The organism is Methylomagnum sp. (genome assembly GCF_054333355.1).
Genome location: NZ_JBTEKS010000427.1, coordinates 1 through 3,563, shown reverse-complemented (window position 1 = coordinate 3,563; position 3,563 = coordinate 1). Strand labels below are relative to the sequence as shown.

The 3,563-nt window shown below is 57.0% G+C and carries 2 protein-coding genes and 2 pseudogenes; 3 read left to right on the top strand and 1 reads right to left on the bottom strand.

The annotated features are described in order from the left end of the window. From ACXWUF_RS20515 to ACXWUF_RS20505, 3 genes and pseudogenes are all read left to right on the top strand, one after another. Positions 1-805 (top strand): annotated as a pseudogene (locus tag ACXWUF_RS20515) (DNA polymerase III subunit alpha); the annotation flags it as partial. 325 nt (positions 806-1,130) lie between these two features. Continuing rightward, positions 1,131-1,865, top strand: coding sequence for a hypothetical protein (locus ACXWUF_RS20510; RefSeq protein ID WP_458496416.1), 735 nt, complete (start codon positions 1,131-1,133; stop codon positions 1,863-1,865). Further along, on the top strand, positions 1,832-3,160 hold the full coding sequence (locus tag ACXWUF_RS20505; RefSeq protein WP_458496415.1) for a helix-hairpin-helix domain-containing protein: 1,329 nt from the start codon (positions 1,832-1,834) through the stop codon (positions 3,158-3,160). Before ACXWUF_RS20510 ends, ACXWUF_RS20505 begins: the two co-directional genes overlap by 34 nt. A 166-nt stretch (positions 3,161-3,326) precedes the next feature. Here the strand turns inward: ACXWUF_RS20505 and ACXWUF_RS20500 are convergent. Next, positions 3,327-3,563, bottom strand: a pseudogene (locus tag ACXWUF_RS20500) (thiopurine S-methyltransferase); the annotation flags it as partial.

Sequence of the window (3,563 nt, the reverse complement as noted above, 5' to 3'; positions counted from 1 at the left end):
CACCGACGAGGACGTCAAAACCCTGATCGACTTGGCGATGTCGCTGGAAGGGCTGACCCGCAACGCGGGCAAGCACGCCGGGGGCGTGGTCATCGCGCCGTCGGAGCTGATCGACTTCAGCCCGCTGTACTGCGAACAGGGCGGCGACAATCTCGTCACCCAATTCGACAAGGACGACGTGGAAGCGGTGGGGCAGGTGAAGTTCGACTTTTTGGGCCTGCGCACCCTCACCATCATCGACTGGGCGCTGGAAGCCATCAACAAGCCGCGGGCGGAGAAAGGCGAGCCGCCGGTGGAGATCGCACAGATTCCGCTGGACGACCCCGCCGCCTACGACCTCTTGAAAAGCTGCCAGACCACCGCCGTCTTCCAGCTCGAATCGCGGGGCATGAAAGACCTCATCAAGCGGCTCAGGCCGGATAGCTTCGAGGACATCGTGGCGCTGGTGGCCCTGTTCCGGCCAGGACCCTTGCAATCGGGCATGGTGGACGACTATATCAACGTCAAGCACGGCAAGCAGAAGGCGGAGTATGCCCATCCTATTTTGGAACCAATATTAAAACCCACCAATGGGGTAATCCTTTACCAAGAGCAGGTGATGCGGATTGCTCAGGATATGGCGGGGTATACTTTAGGTGGGGCGGACTTACTTCGGAGGTGCATGGGGAAAAAGAAGCCGGAGGAAATGGCTCAACAACGCGGTACTTTTGTCAGTGGCTCTGAAAAGAATGGCGTAGATACTGGAGTAGCTAACTTTATATTTGATTTGGTGGACAAATTCTCGGGGTATGGTTTCAATAAAACCCTTTGTGAATACACAAAGATTCATACTACGCACGGAATAAAAAACATAAAGGACTGCAAGGCTGGGGATGAGGTAATATCGTTTAATACCGATGGCAGCCTCAGTAAGACCCCAATTATCACCCTACACGATCATGGTTTAGTTCCACTCTGGGAGGTTATTTTCGATGACGACACTATTGAACGCTGCACCCTCGACCATAAATGGCTCACCCGTTACGGACAACTCCCGCTCTGGGCGATTATTCGAATGGGTGAGCAAGTGTGGGGAAAAACAGCCTACCAAACGGGCGATTCATGCTCACCAAAAGGAATGCCCAAACTGCATGAGTATGATTCATACCGGCCCGTCATCGGGCAAGGAACGCACAATGTATTGCGGGGAAGTAGTGCGTACCCATGCGAAAGCCAGCGAGCATTTTCAAAACTGCCCGAAATGTCAGGCGTTGCGCCGCGAGATCCGGGCAATAACCTGCAAGAATTTAAAACACACCGACGACATGCGCCGGAAGTATTCGGAAACTGCCAAGAAAACTTCCAAGCGCTCGGATATTCAGCAACAACGAGCCACCAACCTCAAGCATTGGCGAGATCAGAATCCAGAGCAATTTCAGAAAATTCAAGCCAAAGCCCACGGCTCGCCCAAGCGCTCGAAAATGGAAGCGTGGCTAGCGTCCCATTTATTAGCGGAAGGATTTACCAGAAACAGTCGGCTCTCATGCGGCGAGGTTTTAAAACAGGTGGATTTCATCCATTTAGAAAAGGAAATAGTTATCGAGATAGATGGGCCGTGGCATTTTCTTCCTGTTCGGTCGGCCAAGTCTTTAGCAGAAGTACAGAAGCGGGACAGAATGCTGGAGCGGGAGATATTGACGCGATCTTGGCGATTAATCCGACTCTCGATGGAATGCTTCAAAAGCAACTCTGGCGAACTTATCTCTCCCGACCTGAGCCAGTTATTAGCGACCGTGGACGCTGGCAATTGGACGGGAATACGGTGCTACGGAAGCCTGTACGAGTCACTTTCTTGGGATGGCAGCAAGGTTACGATCTTGAAGTAGCCCACCCGGAACATAACTTTCTATTAGCTTCGGGGTTGTGCTGTTCAAATTCCCACTCCGCCGCCTACGCCCTAGTTTCCTACCAAACCGCCTGGCTGAAAGCCCATTTCCCGGCAGCCTTCATGGCGGCGGTATTGTCCTCAGATATGGACAAGACCGACAAAGTGGTCGTGTTCATCGAGGAGTGTCGGCAGATGAAGCTGCCCATCCGCCCGCCGGACATCAACCGCTCGGAATTCCGCTTCACCGCCCTACCCGACGGCTCCATCCAATACGGACTCGGCGCCCTCAAGGGCGTGGGCGAGAACGCCATCACCGACATCCTTGACGAGCGCCGCCAGCACGGCCCCTACGCCGACCTCCACGACCTCTGCAAACGCATCGACCTCCGCAAGGCCAACCGGCGAGTACTAGAAGCGCTCATCAAGGGTGGCGCATTGGATGCCATCGACCCCAACCGCGCCCGCTTCATGGCCGAATTGCCGGACGCGCTCAAGGCGGCGGAACAGCACGGCGCGATGGAGGAAACCGGCCAGGACGATTTGTTCGGCCTGACGCAGCCGGCCATCGCCGAGGAAAAGCCCCGGGCCTTCGTCACCGTCGAACCCTGGAGCGAGTCGGAACGGCTCGAACAGGAAAAGAACACCCTGGGGCTGTACCTGACCGGCCATCCCATCAGCCCTTACGAGGACGAGATCAAGCAATTCGTCACCGACCGCCTGGGCCCGCTGGCCGAGAAGCACGACCGCAGCACCCTGGGCGGCGGAAGCTGGGGCAACCGCCACGAGGTCAAAGCCATCGTGGCCGGACTGGTGGTGGAACTCCGCGCCAAACAAAACAAGAACGGTAAGCGCATGGGCTTTGCCACCTTGGACGACCGCACGGGCCGATTGGAAGTGGCGGTGTTCTCGGACGCCTTCGACAAATACCGGGATTATTTGGTCAAGGACGCTCTGCTAGTGGCCGAGGGCAATTTGAGTTTCGACGATTTCGCCGGGCAACTCCGGCTGAGCGCGGAACGGCTGATGAGCATCGAGCAGGCCCGCGCCCATTTCGCCAAGCACCTCGCCATCCGCTGGCCGGAGGGTCAGGCGGTGTCGCTGGCCGACGCGCTACGGGAAGTGTTGACGCCGTTCCGGGGTGGTCCCTGCCCGATCTTAATCGAGTATCGAAGCAAGGGCGCGGAGGGCCGCATTCAGTTGGGGGAAACTTGGCGGGTGCGTCCAGGCGGGGAGTTACTGGAACGGCTGGAAAAGTCGGTGGGATCCGAGCGGGTGAAATTGATTTATCAGTAAAACCCAGTATTCGTAGGGTGGGTTAGGCGCACACCGCGAGAGGCTTGATATTCCTGTTGATTTCTCCGTACGCCGTAACCCACCATCCCGGTCGGCATGGTGGGTTACGGCGCACGGCGACATAATGATGAGGCGCAAACCTGAAATGGCGTGCGCCTAACCTACCCTACAAAAGCGGCATCAACCGCCAAACCGTCTCGGTCAACGCCGTCAATCCCCGCGCCGCGAGTCCCGGATTGTCCGCCAGCGCATCGCCGGATTCGCTTTTTTCAATTCGGTAGCGCCCGCCATATAACCGCGCCACCTGGTCCGCCGGGGTGGAAAACGGCGGTCCCTGCATCTCGTCGTTGTCGTATTCCAAGGTAATCAGCAGCATCGGCGCTTCCTCCGGCAACAGGGCCAC

Excerpts from the sequence above, each read along its gene's own strand:
- ACXWUF_RS20510 (WP_458496416.1), top strand. The coding sequence starts at position 1,131 with ATGAGTATGATTCATACCGGCCCGTCATCGGGCAAGGAACGCACAATG.